This window comes from Bradyrhizobium sp. 1(2017), from assembly GCF_011602485.2.
GTDB lineage: Bacteria > Pseudomonadota > Alphaproteobacteria > Rhizobiales > Xanthobacteraceae > Bradyrhizobium.
This window is the reverse complement of the sequence record NZ_CP050022.2, coordinates 5,163,550-5,180,282: the sequence shown is the minus strand read 5'-3', so window position 1 is coordinate 5,180,282 and position 16,733 is coordinate 5,163,550. Positions and strand designations below refer to the sequence as shown.

Here is a 16,733-nt window from a genome sequence, read left to right as displayed (position 1 = left end):
GCCATTGTTTGAGCACGATCTCCGCGCAAACGCGTTGCGCGTTTCTCGTGCGGAAAAACCGCTGCACACTTTTCCGGATCCTGCTCTAAGATCGACTTTTTCCCCTCAAGACCTCACGGAACTGATGATGCCGAGCTTCCACAACGGCGCCGTTGAAATTGCCTATCTCGACGAAGGCGAGGGCGACCCGATCATTCTCGTGCACGGCTTTGCCTCCAGCAAGAACGTGAACTGGGTCTATCCGACCTGGGTCTCGGAGCTGCGCAAGAACGGCCGCCGTGTCATCGCGCTCGACAATCGCGGTCATGGCGAGAGTGCGAAACTCTACGAGCCCGCGCAGTACTCGATCCCTGTCATGGCCGGCGACGTGCTCGCGCTGATGGATCATCTCGCGATCCCGCAGGCCGACATCATGGGCTATTCGATGGGCGGACGGATGACGGCTTGGCTCGCGCTCAACGAGCCGCAGCGCCTGCGCTCGGCGATCCTCGGCGGCATCGGCATCGGCGGGCTGATCGAGGGCACCGGCCCCGGCGAGAACGTCGCGAAGGCGCTGGAGGCGCCCTCGCTGGACGATGTCACCGATCCCATGGGCCGCACCTTTCGCGCCTTCGCGGACCAGACCCGCTCCGACCATCGCGCGCTCGCCGCCTGCCTGCGCGGCACGCGCGACCTCATGACCAGGCAGCAGGCCGCGCGCATCGAAGTGCCGGTGCTGATCGCGGTCGGCACCAGCGACGACGTCGCGGGTTCTGCCAGCGCGCTCGGCGCGATCATCCCGGGCGCGCAGGTGCTCGACATCCCCGGCCGCGACCACATGCGCGCGGTCGGCGACAAGGTCTACAAGACCGGCGTGCTGGATTTTCTGTCACGCCGCGGGTGAGGCGACGTTGGCTGAGGCAAGGACGTTGTCAGCCACGGTGACGGCACCAAGACGACCGCATGATCGAGGTCAATCGGATACTTGCATTTCCGATCCGTCCAACTGCGCATGGGTTCCGTCGGCGCGTCGAGCGGCCCGGTAACGGCCTGGCGACTCTCCGTTGTGCCGGTGAAACAGCTTCGAAAATGCCGCTGCTGTCTCGTAACCGACCCGGCTGGCAATCCGTGCGATGGGCTCATCGCTTGTTTCGAGCAGGAACGCCGCTTCCGCCATCCGGCGTTCGATCACATAGCGTTGCACGGATTGGCCGACGAGTTTGGTGAAGCGTGCCGAAAATGCCGAGCGACCAAGCCCGACGCGGCGGCCGAGATCGCTCAGGGTCCAGGGACGCTCCGGGCTTTCGTGAATGAGCTTGAGCGCCGGTCCGATATGCGGGTCAGAAATGGCTCCGAGCCAGCCGCCTTGTCCGGGACTGAGAGACGAAATCCAGCTTCGCAGGACTTCGACAAAGAGCACCTCCGTCAGTCGCGAGAGCGCAACGCGCTGGCCGGGACGCTCGAGCGCAGATTCGCTGACCATGCGACGCAGGATCGCTTCAAGCCAACCACCGTCCGTTGTCGGCTTCAGCAGGAGTACCGGCGGTAGCAGCTCGAGCACGTTGCCAAAGAGCGGCCGCGATATCGTGAAATTGCCGCAGATCATCGTCGCGTGCGGCTTTGCACGGCTGCCGTGACGAATGACGCCAAACCGCGACGACGCCCGATCGATATCTATGATCCGTAAAGGCTTGGCCCGGCGATCCGAATAAAACACATGGGGCTCACCGCGCGTGATCACGACAAGATCGCCCTCGGTTAACTGCATGTCTTGTCGTTGTTCGAGCGCAAGGGTCGCCGATCCTCGGCTGATATAGTGAAACAGCGCGTAGGGGCGCGCCGGCAACTCAAGATGCCAGGGATGGCCGAGCTCGAAGTGAAAGAGCAGCGTCCCGCCGAGACGAACGCGGTCGAGCAATTGGGCGAGCATATCCATGCCGCCGAGACTAGACCTGTGGACGATACGACACAACATCCGGACGATTGAGCCCTATCGTCCGGGAGGCTTGCGGAATAGGTCATGGCACGGCGGGCCGACGTTACGAGCGGCGACCATTTCGCCGACGGCAGATGGAAGAACCGCGATCTCACCGGAAACGCCTGTCCATTCCCCCGGACTTTGTTCGTCCGACATGCCTACAGGAACAAGCGATGCGAAATATCCTTTTCTCAGCTGCCACTGTGATTCTGGCCGGATCGACATTGGTTGGCTCCGCCCATTCCGCCGAACTGCCCAAGGGAGCAGCCCACAATATCGTACTCGTCCACGGCGCTTTCGTGGACCAGACGAGTTGGCAGCCTGTCGCCGATATTCTCACGAAGAAAGGCTACAACGTCACACTCGTGGAAAATCCGCTCACTTCGCTCGCCGCCGACGTTGATGCCACCAAACAGGCGCTTGCGAAGCAGGACGGCAGGACAGTTCTGGTCGGCCATTCCTGGGGCGGCGTGGTGATTACGCAAGCCGGCAACGATCCCAAGGTTTCGGCACTGGTCTATGTTTCCGCCTTTGCGCCGGACGTCGGTGAATCACTGGCATCGCTGGCAAAGGCCGGTCCCCCGACCGAAGGTGGCAGCGCGATCCATCCGGACGCGAAAGGCAATTTGTACATCGACCCCAAAGTGTTTCCTTCGGCCGTCGCGGCTGACCTTCCTCCGGAAATCGCCCAGCACCTCGCCAACTCGCAGCTTCCGTTGCACCACGTTGCGTTTGAAGCCCCCGTCACCATTGCGGCCTGGCATGACAAGCCGACGTTCTATGTCGTCAGCACGAAGGACAAAGTCCTCGCGCCCGAGGCCCAGAAGTCGTTCGCAGCCAGGATCAAGGCTCAGAAGACGGAAGTCGCCGGCAGCCATGCCTCGCTCGTTGTCCATGCCAAGCAAGTCGCTGAAGTCATCGAAAAGGCAGCGCTCGCGAAATGACGGTACCGCTCCCGGCGCTTCCGCGTCGGGAGCGCATTACCTCGCTCGTGGAAAGCAGAACGCTCAGACCGCAATGGCGAAACCCGGCAAGCCGCGGAGGTGTGAGCGCCACCTGGCGGAAGCCTCCGGCATTGCGCCATAGCGCCTCGCACACTTGATTTCTTATGCCAATCCAGAGGATGACATGACTCATCGCGACATCGCGAGCCAGGACGCCACCACACTCGAAACGGCGCCAACCCTTTATGTCGAAGGCAACGGGATCCGCTTTGCCTATCGCAGTCTCGGCCCGGCAGACGGAACACCGCTGATTCTTCTGCAGCACTTCTCTGGCAATATCGACGCTTGGGATCCCGCCGTCGTCAACGCTCTGGCCGCTGATCGCCCGGTGTTCGCTTTCGATAATGCGGGGGTCGGCCGCTCGACCGGCCAAACGCCCGACAATGTTGAAGCGATGGCGCGAGATGCCGTCGCCTTCATCCATCTACTCGGCTTTTCTGAAGTCGACCTGCTGGGCTTTTCTCTCGGCGGGTGCGTCGCTCAGCAGATCGCCGCCGAGCAGGGACAGCTTGTCCGCAAGCTCATACTGGTCGGTACCGCACCGAAAGGCGGAGAGGAGCACCTGTTGGCGGTTCTGCAGCAGGCGTTTTCCCAAACCGACGCGCCGGACCCCCGCCTGCCGCTGTTCTTCACCAATTCTCCTGCGAGCCGGTCCTCAGGCCTGGCCTTCCTCCAAAGGACGAAGGTGCGTAAGGACGATCGGGACACCGATAACGGTCGCGCAGTCACCGATCCGCAGGCCAAGGCGTTGATCGGCTGGTGTGCCACACCTGATCCCGGGCACGCCATTCTGCGCGCCATCGGTCAGCCCACACTCGTGGTCAGCGGCAGCCACGACACCATGCTGCCTGCGAACAATGCCCACACGATGTTCAAGGAGCTCAGCAACGCTCAGTTGATCCTGTATCCCGATTCAGGCCACGGCGCGCTGTTTCAGCACCACGAGACGTTCGTCAGCCATGTCCGGACCTTCCTGGAAGCGCAGCCCGCGACTGCATGAATCCGGCGAGTTCCGACTCCATCGGACGCGTCAAACCAATGAGTTGTTAGAGGACCAAATGACAATCGCCAAAGTCGAGGTGGAACGATTCAGCCTCACGAGCTCGAAACCATTCGACGCTGTTGTGGCTGCCTTCAAGTCCGCGGTCGGTCAGCCTGACATTGTCCAATTTTTCAAGGAGACGAGGGCGACAAGTTCCTTCGAGGATTTGGCGCGCGTTGTAGAACGTGGTCTCGGCCGGACGGACCTCATGCTCTTCGCGCAATTCGACCTGGGCGACATTCTGCGTCGCGAATCCGGATCCAGGACGCCGAAGATCATCCGGCTTGTGGTCGGCAATCCACTCATCATGAAGGAAATGGTCAAGCACGTGCCCGACGCCGGATCTTACGCGCCAGTCACAGTCCTCATCGACGAGCGTCCCGATGGTGTTCACGTCTCCTATGACAAAATGGAGAGTTGTCTGCTGGGCTACGGCAGCTCCGAGGCCCTTGCCGTCGCCCGTGCTCTCGATGAGAAGATCACAAACCTGCTGCGCGAGTGCGCGAGTTGAACGTAGGCCGCGCCTTCACGTTTCTCTGAGGTCTGATAGGGGCGGTTATCGGACGTCAGCTCGAAGCGGACAAGAATGTCGGCGAGAGCCACAAGCCGACATCGCGTTCACGCTAACCCTTTGGACTACCATGCTGTTTTCAGGACATGACGTCCTTGGTATGACAAATCTATTGAATGATCATACTTGTGCTGTTAGCGTGCGGCGCCGGGTTGAAATGCAGTTTGCGTTGACTGCGACTATGATCGTTCGGGGACGTATCGGTGCGCAGGGTTTGGTTGCGGATATTTTTCGCCACGACTTCATCTGCTGCTCTGGTGCTTCCTGCTGAAGCGCAAGAGCGTTCGGCGCAGCAGCCGGACAAACTCCCACCAGTCACCGTAACCGCGACCGATGCAAAACCGCTAAGGCGCGCCGCCCGGCAGAAGCCTCTGCCAAATCGAGGCGAGCGCGCCAGAAACGTGGCTCGACCCGAGCAGCAGCAGGAAGCAGCGAGTGCGGGTTCAAGTGGGGTGACGCCTGCGTCTTCCGATGATGCTACCGGCCTGCTTCCCACAGCCGCCAGCGCGATCCGCTTCACCGGAGCCGAGGTAAATGCGGTGCCCTTCACGCGGCCCGGTGAGGCGCTGGAAATTGTGCCCGGCCTGATCGTCACCCAGCATTCAGGAGAAGGCAAAGCCAATCAGTACTTCCTGCGCGGCTTCAATCTCGACCACGGCACCGACCTCGCCATCACCGTCGATGGCATGCCCGTCAACATGCCGACCCACGGCCACGGACAAGGCTATGCCGACATCAACTTCCTGATCCCCGAGTTGATCCAGTCGGTGAACGTCCGCAAGGGGCCGTACTTCGCCGATGTTGGCGACTTTGGTTCGGCCGGAGCCGTCGGCATCGACTATGTCAACAAGCTGCCGAAAAACATTGCCGAAGTGAGCTTTGGCAGTTTCGGATATCGTCGCGGCATCGCTGCAGGCTCCACCGCTGTCGGTGACGGCACGTTGCTGGCGGCTATCGAAGGGACAAAGTACGACGGCCCGTGGGACGTGCCGGACGACGTGCGCAAGATCAATGGCATGCTGCGCTACAGCCAGGGCACGGCGACCGATGGCTTCACCCTGAGCGGCATGGCCTATTCCAACGGCTGGAACTCCACCGATCAGGTCGCCCAGCGTGCGATTGATCAGGGCATCATCACCCGTCTCGGCTCGCTCGATCCGACCGATGGCGGCGTCTCCAGCCGGTTCAGCCTGTCCGGCAACTTTGCGTATTCGAGCGAGTACGGCCAGACCAAGATCACCGCCTACGCAATTCGCTCGAGTTTGCAGCTCTACAACAATTTCACGTACTTCCTGGACAATCCCGTCAATGGCGACCAGTTCAATCAGCTCGATCAGCGGACGGTCAGCGGCTTCGACGCGCGACACGCATTTGACTGGCGGTTCGGCAGCTTCGAGACACAGACCCGCATCGGCATGCAAACCCGATACGATGACATCCGGGTCGGCCTCTTCAAGACCGAGCAGCGCAACTGGTTGTCGACGGTGCGAGAGGATAGCGTGCGCGAGGGCAATGTCGGCATCTGGACCGACTCCACCACGCGCTGGACTGACTGGCTCCGCACGACGGTTGGCCTCCGCGAGGATTTCTTCGCTGGACGCGTGCTGAGCGATACACCGGAAAACTCTGGAAATGCACAGGCGTCGATGATGAGCCCGAAGGCGGGCATCGTGCTCGGCCCATGGTTCAAGACAGAACTCTACGGTAACGCCGGTTATGGTCTGCACAGCAACGATATCAGGGGGGCCACCATCACGGTCGATCCCAACGACAAGGTGACGCCGCTTGATCGCGTGCCCCTTCTGGTGCGGTCACGCGGCGCAGAGGTCGGCGTTCGCACCAGGCCGATTGAGGGTCTCTCCAGTTCGGTCGCGCTCTTCGTTCTCGATTTCGACTCCGAATTACTGTTCGTCGGCGATGCCGGAACGACGGAGCCGAGCCGCCCTAGCCGCCGCGTAGGCGTCGAGTGGGTTAACCAGTATAGGCCGCTGCCCTGGCTCTCCTTCGATCTCGACGTCGCCTATACCAAGGCGCGCTTCACTGATTTCGACCCTGCGGGCGACCGCATTCCGGGCGCGCCTGCCTGGGTGGGAAGCGCCGCAATCACCTTCGGCCACGAGACCGGCTGGTTCGGGGCGCTGAAGGCGCGCTATTTTGGACCGAGACCGCTGATCGAGGACGACAGTGTCAAATCCCTGGCTTCTCTCATCTTCAATGCGCGCGCGGGCTACCGGTTCGACAATGGCTTGCGCGTTCAGCTCGATGTGCTCAACCTCTTCAACGCACAGACAAACCAGATCGAATATTACTACCTTTCGCGGCTCCCGGGCGAGCCTATCGACGGTGTCGCCGATCGTCACATTCATCCCGCGGAGCCGCGCGCTGTGAGGCTGACCGTGGCAGCGCGGTTCTGATCTGCTGTGCGCAGCGCTGGAGCCGGCTTTGGGTCAAAAGCGGACGTTCAAGCGAGCCGCCCGACATTCGCCAGTGTCCTCTAATGGCTGTGATCGGACTCCAGGCTCAGAGAACGCTGCCTTACAATCTCATCGCTCCTTAACATCGTCCCCAAAACGTTGCGCCAGCGCTATCAGCACCACGAAGGTCGCGACCCACACCATCCGAGCGCCATAGCGGTCGTGCGGGCCTGAGATCACGCCGCAGATGAAGGCGTTGCCGAGCAGCGCCAGCGTCACCGTTCCCGCCAGCAGCGTCAGGTCGTCCAGCCGGCGCCTGGCGAGCGCATGCGCGAGCAGCCCGAGGAGCGCCGCCATCGAGGCCAGCGCGACGGGGATGTGCAGCCAGTTGATGGTGTCGAAATTGACACCCCAATGCTGCTGCCGCGCCGCGCGCATCGGCGCGGCCTGTGAGGGAATGTAGCGCTCGATGATGCCGCGCGTGTGCGGGATCCAGCCATTGGTGCCTTCGCCGGTGGCGACATGCAGCAATTGCTGGCCCATCGCCCGCAGCGCCGCGCCGGCCTGCCATGCCGGATAGTCGGCGAGCGAATGCACGACGATGTAGCCCATCTCCTCGTTCATGCCTTCGAAGCGGCCGAGCGTGTTGAACATGCTCTTGCCCCACAGGAACTCGTCTGCGCTCGCCGGCAGCTCGTTGCGATACGGGCAGAGCTTGAAGTGCTCGCGCGGACAGCGGTCGTTGAGATAGCGCGCAACGATGCCGTCCTGCATCATGCGGCCGAAGGCGACGCCGTAGCCGCCGGGTGTCCAGGTCCATTTGCCCGACAACGCATAGTTCGCCGAGATCAGCATCAGGCCGCCCGCGACGATGGCGAGGCTCGCCTGCGCCAATCCCGCCAGCGGAAGGCGGGGCCCGAGCAGCGGCCGCGCCATCCAGCCGGCGGCGCACAGGCCGAGCAGCACGCCGAGCGTTGCGCTATGGGTCGCGGCCGCAAAGGCCGTGAACACGAACAGCGCGAGCTTCTCCAGCACCGAGATGCGGCGTCCTGCGATAACCAGCAGGAACAAGGACAGCACCGACAGTCCCGCAAAGATGTCGGTGAGCAGCATGCTCGCGAGCCAGGGCAGGGCGGTCGACAGCATCAGCAGCAGGCTGATCGCGACGAAGCGGAAGGTCTGCATCAGGCCGAGCACGCGCAGGCTGAGCTGCAACAGCCACAGCGTCGCCAGCGACTGGACCGCGAGGTTGATCCAGAACCCGAAGCTCTCGCCATAATGAAGATAGATGCCGAATACGGTGGAGCGGCTCGGGACGAGATAGCCCTCGTACCAGCGCGCCAGATAGCCGCCGGTATCCCATTGCAACAACGGATAGCCGTTCCAGAACGCCGGCGCGATCATCAGCAGGGGCAGGGCCATTGCGGCCAGCCGCAGCCAGAACGTGTCGGCGGCGCGCGCGCGCAGTTGGTCGGTGGTGATGCTCAAATCTGGTCTGCCCCCGTTCGGATCATGCCCGCAATAACGCTTGAGTGAGAATTCACCAATAGTTTGACGTGGCCCGGCTTGAATTTGGCAAAACTCTGACCACTTTGAGCCGACCTTGCCGCTTGGGGGCGTCAGAAAAAGTATTACGTATCAATGCTTTGGCTTGCTCTCCCCGGGCAAGGCACTGTTCACTCTCAGGCAAGCCCGTCAGGACTTTGTCGCCTAGACTGTGCTATAGAACCAACACTACGAGCCAATTCGAAAGAGCAGTTCCCATGGCAGTGCATCAGGTCAATCCGGGAGGAAAGCTCGCATCGCTCGATCCGATCTGGGACCGGGTCCGGAGCGAGGCGGAGGACATCGTCCATCGCGAGCCGGAGCTTGCGACCTTCATCTACTCGACCGTGCTGCATCACAGCCGCCTCGAGGATTCCGTGATTCACCGTCTCGCCGACCGGCTCGATCATTCCGCACTGTCCGGCGATCTCGTGCGCCAGACCTATGACGAGGCGCTGCGCGACGATCCCGATCTCGGCAACGCCTTTCGCGCCGATCTCGTCGCCGTCTACGACCGCGACCCCGCGACCTCGCGCTTCATCGATCCCTTGCTCTACTTCAAGGGCTTCCACGCGATCCAGACCCATCGCCTCGCGCACTGGCTCTATTTGAAGGGCCGCAAGGACTTTGCCTATTACCTCCAGAGCCGCGCGTCCGCGGTGTTCCAGACGGACATCAATCCCGCCGCGCGCATCGGGCGCGGCATCTTCCTCGACCATGCCACCGGCTTCGTCTGCGGCGAGACGGCGGTGATCGAGGACGACGTCTCGATCCTGCACGGCGTCACGCTCGGCGGCACCGGCAAGGAGAACGAGGATCGTCATCCGAAGATCCGCCATGGCGTCCTGATCGGCGCCGGCGCAAAGATCCTCGGCAACATCGAGATCGGACATTGCGCGCGCATCGCGGCGGGCTCCGTCGTGGTCAAGCCGGTGCCGCACAACGTCACGGTTGCGGGCGTCCCCGCCAAGATCGTCGGCGAAGCCGGCTGCGCCGAACCATCGCGCACCATGGATCAGATGATCAACGCGATGGGGCTCTGAGCTCGCGAAAAGGGCGGATTCTCCGCCCTTTTTTCGTCCCCAAATTGTTTGGCAATTCATGCTGGCGGTTCGTCGCGTCTCGTCCTAAAACCCCGCCAACCCAGATTTCGATTGGAGACTTGCCGTGGACGTCAAGGAAGTGAGAAAGCTCGACGCGTATCTGAAGCGTGTGTTCGGCAATCCCAAGATCCGCGTCGTGCCGCGGCCGAAGAAGGACGATTCCGCCGAGGTCTATATCGGCGAGGAGTTCATCGGCGTGCTCTTCGTCGATGACGAGGACGACGATCGCTCGTTCCAGTTCCAGATGGCGATCCTCGAGGACGATCTCGTCGATCAGGAGTAGCGCCGGCTTGCGTGAAGCGGAACCTCCGCTCTCACCATTTGGTGGTTGACGCGGCGGCGCAATCGATCGTCGCTCTTCCCATGTCTCTTTCATGCGAACAGTGCCGATCTCCGGGCGCGGGGATCGCTGGACCGACGCTGGCTTATTGGCTGAAGCGTGCCGGCTACGTGCTTACGGCAGCTCTGTTGCTGGCTTGGTGGATTGCGCGTAATCGACCAACGTTGGCTTCGTGGTTGACCGTTGGCTCCGATGTTCCAACACTGGCGATCTAGATCAAGCGACAGCGCTCAACCTGAAAACACAAGAACCATCAGCGCGCCCCAGGTCGTCAGCAGAATGTTCGCGACCGGATAAGCCGGCGTGTAGCCGAGCACCGCGACGGGACTGCCTGAGCGCTCCTGGACTGCGGCCATCGACGCTGTTGCAGTTTGGGCGCCGGTCAGGGCGCCGAGCAGAAGGATGGGATTCATCCGCAGGCCGAAATAGCCGAAGAACAAACCAATGATCTGCGGCAGGAGGGTCACCACCACGCCGCCGAATAGGAGCCCGACGCCGACCTCTCGCAGGGCCGACAAGAAGACCGGGCCCGCCTGGATGCCGGTGAGTCCGACGAAGGCGGACAGGCCAAGCGAGGTCATGAGGGCGACGGCGCCTCCGGGAATCCGCCCGAACAGCGGAAAATGAGTTCGGAGATGTCCAACGAAAAGACCCGCCAGTAGCGTGCCCACGCTTGTGCTTAGTGACAGCGTGACGTGTCCGATGGAAACGGTCATGAGGACGCCGACTACGCCACCAAGGAAAATCGCGAGACCCAGCACGAAATAATCGATGCTCGCGTCCGGAGCGACGACTGTTCCGATCCTTTCGGCTGCGTTCTGCGCGAGCGTCTCCGGGCCAATGATGCGAAGCAAATCTCCACGCTGTAGCGTAACTCCGCCTGCCACAGGGATCTCCTGCCCGCCGCGGCTGACCGATCGCAAGTAGACACCGCGAGCCCAGTCCTTCCTTGATATGTCCGCGAGACTTGCGCCGGCGAGTTCTGCACGCATCAGAAGAACGTCTGCCGCCAAAAGAGGTACGTCGAGAAGCTCCTTGTCGTCGATCTCGTGGGCGCGGGATCTCGTCAGTTCAACGATCGCTTCGCGCGGCCCAGAGAGTGCAACGACGTCGCCTGCCGCGATCGTCACGGCAGGATCTGCCGCGAGAATGCGCTCTCGGCGCCGTATCCGATGCAAGAACAGTCGATGCTCAGGAATGCGAGCCTCCGCGGCGGCTACGGTCAGTCCGCAAAGAGGGGAATCTTCAGTCAATCGATAGGCGCGCAATTCGAATTTTCGCAGGGCCGATGCCAGGCCAGGCCTGGCGCGGCTCATTCCCAAACTCTGTTCCAGCTTCAGCGCCTCCGTCCTGAGGTCGATCCTCAGGAGGGCCGGCGCGATCGTGGTGCTGAAGATGATGACGCCGGCATAACCGAAAATGTAACAGACCGCATGAGCCACGGCGATGTGGGCGATGATCAATCCACGGTCCGCTTCGGGCAACGCCAATCCATTTGCCGCGTCCGTTGCCGTTCCAATCGCAGCACTCTGGCTCAGGGCGCCCGACATCAGGCCGGCGGCAAATCCCGGGTCCAGTCCAAGTGCCTTTGCCACGACGATCGAGGTACCAAGACCGGTGATGCACACGACGACGGCCAGCAGCATGGGCTTCAGCCCGTCGCGCTTCAGGGCTTGCATGAATTGCGGACCGACCGAATAGCCGATCCCAAACAGGAACAGCAGGAACAGAAAAGATTTCGTCATGCCTGCGACAGGGACTGGCGCAAGCCAGCCGATGAACAGGCCTGCAAAGAGTGCGCCGGTGACGGGGCCGAGGCTGAAGGTGCCGATCTTGATGTTTCCGATCCCGTAACCCGCGGCGATCACCAGGAACAGCGTGAGTTCCGGATAGCGGACCAGAAACTGCTCAAGCCAGGCAAGCATTCCGCGCCCCCCTCGTACGGCCGCTCCGGCGACCCAGTCCCCGCGCGCAGACCTCGACGAGAGAGGCTTCGACGACAGATCGCGAGTGGCAGTACCCGCCATGGCGATAAGCAGTGCTACGCCTGCTGAGGGGTTTGATCTAAATCAACTATCCCCGATGCCACCAAACGCGCGTGGCGGCACAAGTCCCCGTGCTTCTGCCAGATAGCGCATGATGACATCATGCACTTGTTTTGCCCGACGGGTCAAGCTTGATTTCGAAAAATACGAATCTCGTCCGGGGCCTGGCTACTGTGCATGGGGTTGTTTCGACGTTTATTTTGAAGGCGGAGCCGAGCGACCGCGCTCAGCCCTTCGGCCCGCGCAACTGCGCCGTCAGCTTCTCCATCGCGTCCGCCACCTCGCGCCACTGCGACAGCCAGCTGCGCGGGAAGCGGAAGGTGAGGTCGGCGCCGCCGACGCGGCGTTCGGACAGGCACATGCCCGGTGTCGCCGCATCGCGGGTGCAGCGCGCGCTCAGTGCGGGGCTTGCGGCGGAATAAAGGTCCTCGCTGCCGTAGGGCGTCTCGGCGCGGAACATCCGCATCGTCAGGCCTTCCTCGGGCTGGGTTGCCGCCGGGTCGAGATAGCGCGGATAGATCGTGGCTGCTCGCTGCTCGGGTGCGAGCGCATCGTGATGCGCCGCGATCGACAGGAAGATGCGGTCGATCGATTGCACCGCCGCTTCCACCGTGTCTGCGGTGACGTGCCTCGGTGTGCCGGGCGGTTCTAGCGAGGGGTAGAGGAAATCGAGATCGATGCGCTCCTGCGGTCCGGAATGCCGCTGGATCTTCATCCGGATCGCCGTCACAGGCAGGTTGAACAGCGTGTCGCCGACGCTCACCGGCAGCTTGTCCGGGGCGTTCGCGCCGCGCGTGCCCCAGGTCGGCCACAGCAGATAGGCGACGAGCGCCACCGCGCATGCCGCGGCGATGCCGCCAAGCACGATCGGGACGACGTGCGCGCGGGTGCGCGTCCGTGGAGAGCGAGGAGAGGCTGCCGAAAACACCGTCATGAGCTAGCGCAAGAAAGCCTGATGTCGGCCGGTGGCCGACGAATCAGCGGCGAATATGCCATGCGGCGGCGATTTCGCGCAGCGTTCCCGGCTGCAGGGACGAGAGGGGGCTCTGCGCGGGCCGGCCGGCGGCGTTAACCTTCCCTTAAGGATAATGTAGCGTTAACCCGCACTCTTTGTCACAGGAAGGCGGTGGCGTTGCGTAAGGGCGGACCGTTCCGATGACACCTGAAGCTCTCAATACCTTTTTTGCGATTGGCATCGGTTTCGCGCTCGCGGGCGCGCTCGCGAACGGATACCAGGCGTTCGCGCAGCGTCCCGCCGGCTTCGGCCTGTTGCAGGACGGCGTGGCGCCGAAGACCTTCGCCGCGGTGCCGTTCCTGGTGTTCGCCGCGCCCTTCATCATCATGCGCAACACGCTGCGCGGCTTGCAGGTGGAGAGCCGCCGCGCCGAGTTCGTGATGATGGCAACCGTCATCGCCGGCTTCTGGAGCATGATGAGCGGCACGTTCATCCTGATGACGCTGCGCGCGGCCGGCGTTCTGGGCTGACGCCCGCCAGTCTCCCGGGACGCCGCCGTTCCTCGACCGCCCCGGCGGCCGGCCCTTTGCCTCCAGGCCGCCGTTTCGCTATGTCGGGATCATCCTGACAGGAGACCTCCATGGCGATCTACGAACTCGACGGGCAGGCGCCCGAGCTTCCCGCGGACGGCAATTACTTCATCGCCGAGACCGCCACCGTGATCGGCCGGGTCCGCCTGAAGCCGGGCGCGAGCGTCTGGTTCGGCGCGGTGCTGCGCGGCGACAATGAGTGGATCGAGATCGGCGAGGGCGCCAACGTGCAGGACGGCTCGACCTGCCACACCGATCTCGGCTTTCCGCTTGTCATCGGCAGGAACTGCACAATTGGCCACAACGTCATCCTGCACGGCTGCACCATCGAGGAAGGCGCGCTGGTCGGCATGGGCTCGATCGTGATGAACGGCGCGAAGATCGGCCGCAACAGCATCGTCGGTGCCGGCTCCGTCATCACCGAGGGCAAGGAGTTCCCCGAGCGCTCGCTGATCATCGGTTCGCCGGCGCGCGTGATCCGCACGCTCGACGACGCGCAGGTCCAGAAGATGGGGAGCGCGGCGAGGTTCTACGTGGCCAACGGTCCGCGTTTCCAGAAGGGCCTGAAGCGGATCGGCTGAGATGACCGCGCACACGTTCGCGCGCGGCGCGTTCGCCTTCGGCAAAGGGGTCGCGATCGGTCATCGTGATTGGCCTCCTCGCTGTCAAGCTGATGTGACGCCATTGGTTCCGGAACCGGTCTCCGCCGCAGCGGTTGACCGGGAAAGGAGAATTCCGATGGCCCGATCGTCCGCAAGCGGTTCAATCAAGACCATGATCGTGATCTTCGCACTCGCGGCGATGCCGGCCGTATCGTTCGCGCAAGCGACCGGCGGCGCTGGCGGGTCGACCGGAGGCCCTGCGGGATCGACCGGAGGTGTCGCCAACGCGCCGGCTCCGCCGCCCGGGACCAACAGCCTGGGTACGGCTCAATCATCCGGCGGAGGCTCCGGAATCACGACCGGCACCGGCGCCGGTGGAGCGGCTGATGCCACCGTCAACGCCGAGAACAAGCAGCTCGACAAGAAGATGAAGAGCATCTGCCGCGGCTGCTGACGCTCGCGCGGAAGTGAGACAGCGTGGCTGTCAGGAATGCCCAACTGACGTTAGCTTGGTCCTGCTTTGAAGCGTGGAGCGTATCCACGCGGAGGATCGAGTGATGTTACGGAAGATGATGATGACGGCGCTGGCCGTCGCGGCCGTTGGACTAGCGGCCCCGCAAGCGGCCCAGGCGCGGGGCGGCTTCGGCCACGGTGGTGGCGGCTGGCACGGCGGTGGCTGGGGACATGGCGGCGGCTGGGGCCGTGGCGGCCACTGGCGCGGCGGCGGCTTCTGGCCGGGTGTCGCGATCGGGGCGGGCATTGCCGGCGCTGGCCTCTACGGCGGCTATTACGGCTATGGCTACGGCTATCCCTATTACGGCGATCCCTACTATTATGGTACCGGCTATAATGACGGCTACGGCGGCTGCTACGTCGCCCGGAAGCGCGTGATGACGCCTTCAGGATGGCGATACCGCAACGTCGACGTCTGCGAGTGAGATCGGCAGATCGGCCGAACCGACCAAAAAACAAGGCCGTTGACGCAGTATACCGTCAACGACCTTGCCAGCCCCGGACATTGAAATCGGCTCACGCCATCCGGTAAGGGCGAGCATCGCGCGGAATCATACGGGCGAATGTGATCCAGTTCACAAGTCGAGAAAATAAAGCGGGGTGAGGCGTGATCTGCTCAGCCGCGCGTGCGCTTGCGCGCGCTGGCATAGGCGCGGTGCCGTGCCGGTTTCCTGCGGGTAACCGAGGGGGTTTCAGCCTCGGTGGTCCGGGCGCTGGCAAAGGACTGCCGCAAGCCGTCGATGGACTCGTTCAACGACGCCACCTGCTCAGACAGGCGTTTGGTGTCGGCCTGCTGCGCCGCCATCAGCCGCTTCATGGTCTGGAGCTGGTCCTGCACCGCCTGGAGCTGATCGATCGATTCCTGCTGGGTCGCTTCCAGCCCCTTGGTCTTCTCGACGAGCTGCTCGGACACCTGTGCCGTACGGGCCTGAAGCTGCCGCGATGCCACCACCCGGTCGGTCTCGGGAGCTACCCCGGTATAGGTGCGCCAGATCGCAATCGAGGTCACGCCGGCGACCAACAAAAGGAGAGCCGCGGCGGTCAGCGCGATCGGCTGGGCCCCGCGGCGGAGCAGGGGATTGGACGGTGTGTCCTGAGCGAGATCGATCATCGCTGACAAAACCCAAATTGAAACTTGGTGAGTGGCGAAGACCGGCAACCCTTGGGCGGCCGGGGCGTCCCGAAAGCGTTAGGTTTCCGCAAGGAATGGGACCAAAAAGAGGCCTAACGGCAAAAATCCAACGATCAGCGGGCTTTAACGACCTCTGAGGGGCTCCGCAGGGACGGGATCAGGGCTGAAACGGTGAAAACGGCCCGGAATAGGCCTTTGCCCGCGGCGCCGCATAGGGGCCGAGCCGGGACGTCGTCAGTCCCAGCCGCACCAGCGATTCGGCCAGCGTCACGGCGGCGGCGACGCCGTCGATCACGGGCAGGCCGTGCGCGGCGGCGAGCTCGCCGGCGAGATCGGCCATGCCGGCGCAGCCGAGCACAATCGCCTCAGCGCGGTCGTCGCGGATTGCGGCGGTGATCTCCGCCGAGATCTTGCCGAGCGCATCGGCATTGCGCTCCTCGAGCGCGAGCACCGGAACTTCGGCGGCGCGGACGCGGGCGCAACGCTCGGCGAGGCCGTATTTCCGCAAATTGTGCTCGATCGGCACGATGGAGATACCGAGCGTCGTCACCACGGCGAAGCGTGCGGCGATTAGGCTCGCCGTGTGGAAGCCGGCTTCGCCGATGCCGATCACGGGCGCCTTGGCAGCGGCGCGCGCGGCATCGAGGCCGGTGTCGTCGAAGCAGGCGATGATGTGCGCATCCGCGCCGTCGCGATCGGCTTCGCGGATGCAGCCGAGCATGCCGGGGACCGCAAAAGCCTCGTCGTAGAATCCCTCGATCGAGACCGGGCCCATCGCCGGCTGGCGCGCATCGATCGCGGTGTCCGGCAGTGCGACCGCGCGCGCGGCAGCGGCGATCTTCGCCGTCATCGACGCCGTCGTGTTGGGATTGACGATGTGAAGCCGCATCGGATCAGACGAGTCCCTGCTTAGACAAGTC

General features: G+C 63.2%; 17 protein-coding genes. 11 read left to right on the top strand and 6 right to left on the bottom strand.

Annotated features, from left to right (window positions below; translation table 11 throughout):
• Nucleotides 1-127: 127 nt before the first annotated feature.
• On the top strand, nucleotides 128-883 hold the full coding sequence (locus tag HAP40_RS24665) for an alpha/beta fold hydrolase (RefSeq protein ID WP_166815298.1): 756 nt from the start codon (nucleotides 128-130) through the stop codon (nucleotides 881-883).
• A 69-nt stretch (nucleotides 884-952) separates the two neighbouring features.
• On the opposite strand, the gene HAP40_RS24660 is transcribed toward HAP40_RS24665, so the two are convergent.
• Complete coding sequence (locus HAP40_RS24660; RefSeq protein WP_166815299.1) at nucleotides 953-1,915, bottom strand: AraC family transcriptional regulator; 963 nt, start codon at nucleotides 1,913-1,915, stop codon at nucleotides 953-955.
• A 215-nt stretch (nucleotides 1,916-2,130) separates the two neighbouring features.
• Here HAP40_RS24660 and HAP40_RS24655 point away from each other — a divergent pair, with 215 nt between their 5' ends.
• The 4 genes from HAP40_RS24655 to HAP40_RS24640 all read left to right on the top strand — a co-directional run bounded on the left by HAP40_RS24655 (nucleotide 2,131) and on the right by HAP40_RS24640 (nucleotide 6,988).
• Nucleotides 2,131-2,901 (top strand): alpha/beta fold hydrolase, encoded by a 771-nt coding sequence (locus HAP40_RS24655; protein WP_166815300.1) that lies wholly within the window; start codon nucleotides 2,131-2,133, stop codon nucleotides 2,899-2,901.
• A gap of 184 nt (nucleotides 2,902-3,085) precedes the next feature.
• Entirely contained in the window at nucleotides 3,086-3,961 is an 876-nt protein-coding gene (locus tag HAP40_RS24650) for an alpha/beta fold hydrolase (protein WP_166815301.1), read from the top strand.
• A 58-nt stretch (nucleotides 3,962-4,019) separates the two neighbouring features.
• Nucleotides 4,020-4,514, top strand: coding sequence for a DUF302 domain-containing protein (locus tag HAP40_RS24645; RefSeq protein WP_166815302.1), 495 nt, complete (start codon nucleotides 4,020-4,022; stop codon nucleotides 4,512-4,514).
• A gap of 263 nt (nucleotides 4,515-4,777) precedes the next feature.
• Nucleotides 4,778-6,988 (top strand): TonB-dependent receptor, encoded by a 2,211-nt coding sequence (locus tag HAP40_RS24640; protein ID WP_246741320.1) that lies wholly within the window; start codon nucleotides 4,778-4,780, stop codon nucleotides 6,986-6,988.
• A 129-nt stretch (nucleotides 6,989-7,117) separates the two neighbouring features.
• Here HAP40_RS24640 and HAP40_RS24635 read toward each other — a convergent pair whose 3' ends face one another.
• The gene (locus HAP40_RS24635; protein WP_166815303.1) at nucleotides 7,118-8,476 is read right to left on the bottom strand and encodes a hypothetical protein; all 1,359 of its coding nucleotides are present in this window, start codon (nucleotides 8,474-8,476) and stop codon (nucleotides 7,118-7,120) included.
• 275 nt (nucleotides 8,477-8,751) lie between these two features.
• Here HAP40_RS24635 and cysE point away from each other — a divergent pair, with 275 nt between their 5' ends.
• Together cysE and HAP40_RS24625 are read left to right on the top strand one after the other, a co-directional pair.
• On the top strand, nucleotides 8,752-9,576 hold the full coding sequence (gene cysE / locus HAP40_RS24630; protein ID WP_166815304.1) for a serine O-acetyltransferase: 825 nt from the start codon (nucleotides 8,752-8,754) through the stop codon (nucleotides 9,574-9,576).
• A gap of 124 nt (nucleotides 9,577-9,700) precedes the next feature.
• Nucleotides 9,701-9,919, top strand: a complete 219-nt coding sequence (locus tag HAP40_RS24625) for a DUF3126 family protein (protein ID WP_007602550.1) — start codon at nucleotides 9,701-9,703, stop codon at nucleotides 9,917-9,919.
• Nucleotides 9,920-10,206: 287 nt separating this feature from the next.
• Here HAP40_RS24625 and aspT read toward each other — a convergent pair whose 3' ends face one another.
• Both aspT and HAP40_RS24615 read right to left on the bottom strand, forming a co-directional pair.
• Nucleotides 10,207-11,901, bottom strand: coding sequence for an aspartate-alanine antiporter (gene aspT, locus HAP40_RS24620; RefSeq protein WP_166815305.1), 1,695 nt, complete (start codon nucleotides 11,899-11,901; stop codon nucleotides 10,207-10,209).
• Between the two features lie 346 nt (nucleotides 11,902-12,247).
• Nucleotides 12,248-12,955, bottom strand: coding sequence for a hypothetical protein (locus tag HAP40_RS24615; protein WP_166815306.1), 708 nt, complete (start codon nucleotides 12,953-12,955; stop codon nucleotides 12,248-12,250).
• Between the two features lie 221 nt (nucleotides 12,956-13,176).
• On the opposite strand from HAP40_RS24615, the gene HAP40_RS24610 reads away from it, so the two are divergent.
• The 4 genes from HAP40_RS24610 to HAP40_RS24595 all read left to right on the top strand — a co-directional run bounded on the left by HAP40_RS24610 (nucleotide 13,177) and on the right by HAP40_RS24595 (nucleotide 15,106).
• Nucleotides 13,177-13,506 carry a DUF6949 family protein gene (locus tag HAP40_RS24610; protein ID WP_166815307.1) on the top strand — a complete coding sequence of 110 codons (330 nt, stop codon included), beginning with the start codon at nucleotides 13,177-13,179 and terminating at the stop codon, nucleotides 13,504-13,506.
• A gap of 110 nt (nucleotides 13,507-13,616) precedes the next feature.
• Nucleotides 13,617-14,147, top strand: coding sequence for a gamma carbonic anhydrase family protein (locus tag HAP40_RS24605; RefSeq protein WP_166815308.1), 531 nt, complete (start codon nucleotides 13,617-13,619; stop codon nucleotides 14,145-14,147).
• Nucleotides 14,148-14,304: 157 nt separating this feature from the next.
• Nucleotides 14,305-14,622, top strand: coding sequence for a hypothetical protein (locus tag HAP40_RS24600; RefSeq protein ID WP_208024897.1), 318 nt, complete (start codon nucleotides 14,305-14,307; stop codon nucleotides 14,620-14,622).
• A 103-nt stretch (nucleotides 14,623-14,725) separates the two neighbouring features.
• Complete coding sequence (locus HAP40_RS24595) at nucleotides 14,726-15,106, top strand: hypothetical protein (RefSeq protein ID WP_166815309.1); 381 nt, start codon at nucleotides 14,726-14,728, stop codon at nucleotides 15,104-15,106.
• Nucleotides 15,107-15,297: 191 nt separating this feature from the next.
• Here the strand turns inward: HAP40_RS24595 and HAP40_RS24590 are convergent, their stop codons facing one another.
• Nucleotides 15,298-15,792: a hypothetical protein gene (locus HAP40_RS24590; RefSeq protein ID WP_166815310.1), complete on the bottom strand. Its 495-nt coding sequence runs from the start codon at nucleotides 15,790-15,792 to the stop codon at nucleotides 15,298-15,300.
• Between the two features lie 178 nt (nucleotides 15,793-15,970).
• Nucleotides 15,971-16,702 carry an aspartate/glutamate racemase family protein gene (locus HAP40_RS24585; RefSeq protein ID WP_166815311.1) on the bottom strand — a complete coding sequence of 244 codons (732 nt, stop codon included), beginning with the start codon at nucleotides 16,700-16,702 and terminating at the stop codon, nucleotides 15,971-15,973.
• Between the last annotated feature and the right edge of the window lie 31 nt (nucleotides 16,703-16,733).

What these genes read in the sequence shown, in the direction of transcription:
- HAP40_RS24650 (WP_166815301.1), top strand. Translation starts at nt 3,086, where the DNA reads ATGACTCATCGCGACATCGCGAGCCAGGACGCCACCACACTCGAAACG.
- HAP40_RS24645 (WP_166815302.1), top strand. Translation starts at nt 4,020, where the DNA reads ATGACAATCGCCAAAGTCGAGGTGGAACGATTCAGCCTCACGAGCTCG.
- HAP40_RS24660 (WP_166815299.1), bottom strand. Translation starts at nt 1,915, where the DNA reads ATGGATATGCTCGCCCAATTGCTCGACCGCGTTCGTCTCGGCGGGACG.
- HAP40_RS24590 (WP_166815310.1), bottom strand. Translation starts at nt 15,792, where the DNA reads ATGATCGATCTCGCTCAGGACACACCGTCCAATCCCCTGCTCCGCCGC.
- HAP40_RS24610 (WP_166815307.1), top strand. Translation starts at nt 13,177, where the DNA reads ATGACACCTGAAGCTCTCAATACCTTTTTTGCGATTGGCATCGGTTTC.
- HAP40_RS24665 (WP_166815298.1), top strand. Translation starts at nt 128, where the DNA reads ATGCCGAGCTTCCACAACGGCGCCGTTGAAATTGCCTATCTCGACGAA.
- HAP40_RS24585 (WP_166815311.1), bottom strand. Translation starts at nt 16,702, where the DNA reads ATGCGGCTTCACATCGTCAATCCCAACACGACGGCGTCGATGACGGCG.
- cysE (WP_166815304.1), top strand. Translation starts at nt 8,752, where the DNA reads ATGGCAGTGCATCAGGTCAATCCGGGAGGAAAGCTCGCATCGCTCGAT.
- HAP40_RS24600 (WP_208024897.1), top strand. Translation starts at nt 14,305, where the DNA reads ATGGCCCGATCGTCCGCAAGCGGTTCAATCAAGACCATGATCGTGATC.
- aspT (WP_166815305.1), bottom strand. Translation starts at nt 11,901, where the DNA reads ATGCTTGCCTGGCTTGAGCAGTTTCTGGTCCGCTATCCGGAACTCACG.
- HAP40_RS24605 (WP_166815308.1), top strand. Translation starts at nt 13,617, where the DNA reads ATGGCGATCTACGAACTCGACGGGCAGGCGCCCGAGCTTCCCGCGGAC.
- HAP40_RS24615 (WP_166815306.1), bottom strand. Translation starts at nt 12,955, where the DNA reads ATGACGGTGTTTTCGGCAGCCTCTCCTCGCTCTCCACGGACGCGCACC.
- HAP40_RS24595 (WP_166815309.1), top strand. Translation starts at nt 14,726, where the DNA reads ATGTTACGGAAGATGATGATGACGGCGCTGGCCGTCGCGGCCGTTGGA.
- HAP40_RS24655 (WP_166815300.1), top strand. Translation starts at nt 2,131, where the DNA reads ATGCGAAATATCCTTTTCTCAGCTGCCACTGTGATTCTGGCCGGATCG.